This is a genomic window from Rhizobium sp. BK049, assembly GCF_014193135.1.
Lineage (GTDB): Bacteria > Pseudomonadota > Alphaproteobacteria > Rhizobiales > Rhizobiaceae > Rhizobium.
This window is the reverse complement of record NZ_JACHYV010000013.1, coordinates 159,360-164,169: the sequence shown is the minus strand read 5'-3', so window position 1 is coordinate 164,169 and position 4,810 is coordinate 159,360. Positions and strand designations below refer to the sequence as shown.

3 protein-coding genes are annotated in these 4,810 nt (G+C 58.5%); 1 reads left to right on the top strand and 2 read right to left on the bottom strand.

What is annotated here, in order from left to right:
- A partial coding sequence (locus tag FHT70_RS15850; RefSeq protein WP_183702777.1) for a MobA/MobL family protein occupies nucleotides 1-1,252 on the bottom strand: 1,252 nt, incomplete at its 3' end.
- 327 nt (nucleotides 1,253-1,579) lie between these two features.
- Here FHT70_RS15850 and FHT70_RS15845 point away from each other — a divergent pair.
- A complete protein-coding gene (locus FHT70_RS15845; protein WP_183702774.1) occupies nucleotides 1,580-2,488 on the top strand; it encodes a nucleotidyltransferase and HEPN domain-containing protein in 909 nt (302 codons plus the stop codon).
- A 149-nt stretch (nucleotides 2,489-2,637) separates the two neighbouring features.
- On the opposite strand, the gene FHT70_RS30335 is transcribed toward FHT70_RS15845, so the two are convergent.
- Nucleotides 2,638-4,810, bottom strand: a 2,173-nt coding sequence (locus FHT70_RS30335; RefSeq protein ID WP_246721853.1) for a calcium-binding protein, incomplete at its 5' end; no start/stop codon positions are given.

Genomic DNA, 4,810 nt, shown 5'->3' with positions numbered 1-4,810 from the left:
GCGTTGACTTGCCGGCGCCGGCAAGGCCGACAACAGCGGCAATGCCGCTGCCGCCGGTGACATGGCGGATGGCATCGACCTGTTCCGCATCGAGCCGAAAAGGATGTTTGGGATCGCCGGTCTCGACGCGCTCGATCGCCGCATCGACCTGACGAGCCGAAACGCCGAAGCCTGCTTGCTCCGACAGAACCCGCGCCGACTGCGCCATGTCGTATTCGATGCGCAGCATGCCCCGAGTGGTGAAGACTGCCGGGTCTGAGACCTTAAGCGTTTCTCCCTCGAACTCTTGCGGCTTCAGCATCACCAGTTCATCCGACGCCATCAGTCGGGCACGGATATTGGCGAAGTCCGAGGGATCGTCGACATAGCGATGCAGTGCCCTGGCGATATCCTTCTCGTCGAAGGTCGAGCGCTCATTGCCGAGCTGCTTCAGCAAAAGCTCCGGCTCTGCCAGCAGCCGGACGGCCATCTCCTGCCGCCGCGCGAGATCGGCTGGCGCGAAGTAGAGCTCCCTCCTCTTTCGCGCCAATGCCGCCTTCTCCGGCGCGAGATGCCTTTGCGCGATACCGTCGAAACCCTGCTCGGCATAGGAGCGACCGTCGAGGCGGATCTCATGACCGGCGAGCGCCAGATGCCGATTGGCTGTTTCCGCCCAGGCGATCTTCCAGGCCTTCAAGGTTTCCTTGTCGCCGGCCCAGCGTTCATAGATGATCTTGCCGGTGTTCTTACGACGTAATGGCTCCCCATTTTCCCCTAAAACAGGAGAGTTTTTCGGACCAAAGCCATCTTCGGTCAACGCCCGCAATGTAGTCATCATATGGATGTGTGGATTACCGTCCTTGTCATGATAAACCCAATCGGCGACAATCCCAGTCGCGGTAACAGTGTCCCGCACAAATTCGCGCACCAGCGCGACGTTCTCCACCCTCGTCAATTCCTCTGGCAGCGCGATGATCAGCTCGCGGGCGAGCCTCGCGTTGGCCTGCGACTCGAACGCCTCCACGGCATTCCACAGTCCCTCGCTCGCCCTCGCGACCGAATAGCCGTCGATCAGCTCGCGCAGCCAAGCGGGAATTTGCTCAGGAAGCGCCAGTTCCTCATGCGCCAGCTCAGGACTTCCGCTGCGATAGCTGAAAGATCTGCCCACCTGGCGATCCGTCATTCGTGTGCGATGACGATAAGCGGCGGCCGCGACGACGCTACGTCCCGCGCCCCTACTGATCACCTGCGCCCTCACAAACATGATCGCCACTAATGTCTCCTGCCCTTGAATCAAGTTGCACCAGCGAGCCCGTCGCTACCGGAATAGACGGACCGAAGGAGCCACCGCCCCGCCGACGACGTCTTCAAATCCTTTCCTTGCACGGTGTAATTTTCGAGAACCACAACCTACGTCATTTTACTACCTCAATCAAGGTAGTATAACGCACAGGGGTTTGAACTGCCTGTTTTGAGCTCCGCGGGTTGCGGTACCCAGCGAACAAGCGGACGAAAAGACGGTTTGGAGACCTAAGGAAATGGCTTGGCCGTACAGAATTTGTCGTAGACGGTGCAGGATCTTTCGCCTATCGATGGTGCTATGAAGTCGTCCCTCAACCATATGCCACTCCGCAAACAACGCGAGATTGGCCGTGTTCTGGAGATCCTCCACGAGGAATTCGAGGATGCGCTGAAAGACGGTACGGCCGAGTTCAAAAAGCGCGGCCGGATCTTGAAGATTATCCTATTTGGCTCCTACGCCAAGGGTGGATGGGTTGATGAACCTTTCACGATGAAGGGTTATCGTTCTGATTTCGATCTCCTCATCATCGTCAACAACCGCAAGCTCTGTCATTTCGCCGAGCACTGGCACAAGGCCGCGGACCGGCTGATTCACGAAAAGACGATCGAAACGCCGGTAAGCTTCATCGTCCACTCCATTCGAGAGGTGAACAACTTTCTCAAAGAAGGGCAGTACTTCTTTTCCGACATCCGGAGGGAAGGCATTGTTCTCTACGAGCTCGATAATGAGCCGCTCGCGGAGTCTAAACCTCTTTCCCCGGCAGATCTTTTCAAACTTGCGGACGGACATTTCGATCAAAGATTTCGGGCGGCCACACGCTTTCTCCAAATGGCAACGCTAGCGATTGAGCGGGATTTTGCAGAAAACGCAGCATTCGAGCTTCATCAATCCATCGAGCAGGCCTACTCCTGTGTGCTGCTAACGCTCACTAATTACGGCCCGCCGTCGCACAACATCAAATTCCTCCGCTCACTCGCCGAAGAGCAGGTCCGACGTCTCGCCGAAGCCTTTCCTCGTGATCAGCATCGTGAGCGCGCCTGGTTCAACACGCTGAACGAGGCATATGTGAAGGCGCGGTATTCGAAGCATTTCGAGATCAGCGAGGAGGCACTTGGCTGGCTCGCACAACAAACCGCTTTATTGCTTGATCTGGTCAAAACGGTTTGCGCCGAGCATCTGGCGAAGCTTCAGCGGCACTCCCAATGATGTCCCCGGAAGTTCATGTCGTCACTACCCAGAATTAGCCAAGGCAACTGCGGACATTTCAGCGGGAGGCACCCTCCGCGATCTCAGACTGTTGCTGGCGGGCGGTGTCAGCAAAATGCTGTGGCGACGCGGCAATGTCCGAGCGAGGATTAAGCAAACAAGAAGTCCCACGACTGCAGGCTTGAAAGAGCGACATTCTTCAAGGTTATGGTGTTGTCGGAATCGGCCATGATAATCGTATCATTCCCGAACTGCTCGCTTGCCGCAAAAAGCGATTCCCAGTCGACGAAGATGCCGTGATCAATCGAGATCGCGTCATGTGCGGAGCCGGTTCCCACGAAGTTCGTGATCGTATCGTGGCCCCAGTTCGCCGAATAAACGAAGAGGTCGGCTGCCGCGCCACCCGTGAGGGTGTCATTGCCGGCGCCACCGGTCAGCGTATTAGAACTACTGCCACCGACGATAACGTTGTTCAGCGCATTCCCCGTGCCCGCAAACGGCCCTGTTCCGATAAAGGTGAGGTTCTCGACATTGGCGGCAAGCACATAGCTCGCCAGGTTCGTGCGAACCGTATCGGTCCCCTCATTGGCGGCTTCGGTGACGAGGTCACCGGCATTATCGACGATATAGATATCGTGGCCAGCCCCGCCGATCAAGGTATCCGCATTGGTCCCGCCATTCAGCACATCATTGCCGGCGCCGCCGGTGATCGTATTGGCGAGACCATTGCCGGCGCCGCTGAAGTTGGCGGATCCGGTGTAGGTCAGGTTCTCGACATTGTTGCCGAGCGTATAGCCGACAAGCGCCGTCCTGACCGTGTCCGTCCCCTCGCTCGCATTCTCGATCACGATGTCGGTCGCAATATCGACGACGTAAACATCGTCTCCAATCCCACCCAACATCGTGTCGGAACCAGCCCCGCCGATCAGTGTGTCGTTGCCCGCAGCACCCATAAGCTTGTCGGCAGCAACACCACCGATGATAACGTTATCGAGCAGATTCCCTGCCCCGGTAAAGGCCGCCATTCCGATATAGGTGAGGTTCTCGACATTAGCCGCCAATGTGTGGGCACTCAAGGTCGTGCGAACCGTGTCTATCCCCTCATTGGCGACCTCGGTGACGAGGTCGCCGGCATTGTCAACGATATAGTTGTCGTCGCCCGCCCCGCCGATCAAGCGATCCGCCCCGGCTCCGCCATTCAGCGTGTCATTGCCGGCGCCGCCGGAAATCGTATCGGCGGCAGCGCCACCCGTGATCACGTTGTCGAGATCATTGCCTGTTCCGACAAAGGCTACCGTGCCGATGCCGATATAGGTGAGGTTCTCGACATCGCTGCCAAGCGTATAGCTCGTCAGCGTCGTGCGAACCGTATCGGTTCCCTCATCAGCAGCTTCGGTGACGATGTCGGCGGCATTGTCGACGAAATAGGTGTCGTCACCCGTGCCGCCGATCAAGATATCCGCACCTGCCCCGCCATTCAGAACATCATTGCCGGCGCCACCGGTGATCGTGTTGGCGAGCGCGTTGCCGGTGCCGATGAAGCTGGCGGATCCGATATAGGTCAGGTTCTCGACATTAACCAATGCGGCGATCGAATAGGCCGCAAGCGCCGTGCGGATTTCGTCGGTGCCGGCGCCGACCGCCTCGTTGACGACGTCGCTGGCACTGTCGACCACATAGATGTCGTTGCCGGCACCACCGTTCAGCGTGTCGTTGCCGGCGCCGCCGTCCAGAAGATCGTTGCCGGCGCCGCCCGTGATCGTGTTGACGAGCGCATTGCCGGTGCCGGTGAAGCTGCCGGATCCCGTATAGAGAAGGTTCTCGACATTCGCCCCTAGTGTGTAGACGGCCAGCGTCGTGCGAACCGTGTCGATACCGACGACGGCCGCTTCGGTGACGACGTCGCCGGCATTGTCGACGATATAGATGTCGTTGCCCGCACCACCAATCAAGCTGTCCGCGCCGGCCTTCCCATCCAGGATATCGGCACCTGCCCCGCCTAGAATGGTGTTGTCGAGATCATTGCCCGTTCCGACAAAGGCTGCCGTGCCGATGCCGATATAGGTGAGGTTCTCGACATCGCTGCCAAGCGTATAGCTCGTCAGCGTCGTGCGAACCGTATCGGTTCCCTCATCAGCAGCTTCGGTGACGATGTCGGCGGCATTGTCGACGATATAGGTGTCGTTGCCCTCACCGCCGATCAGGGTATCGGCACCGCCCCCACCGTTCAGAACATCATTGCCGGCGCCACCGGTGATCGTGTTGGCGAGCGCGTTGCCGGTGCCGATGAAGCTGGCGGATCCGATATAGGTCAGGTTCTCG

Coding starts and splice junctions, on each gene's coding strand:
- FHT70_RS15845 (WP_183702774.1), top strand. CDS start 1,580: ATGAAGTCGTCCCTCAACCATATGCCACTCCGCAAACAACGCGAGATT.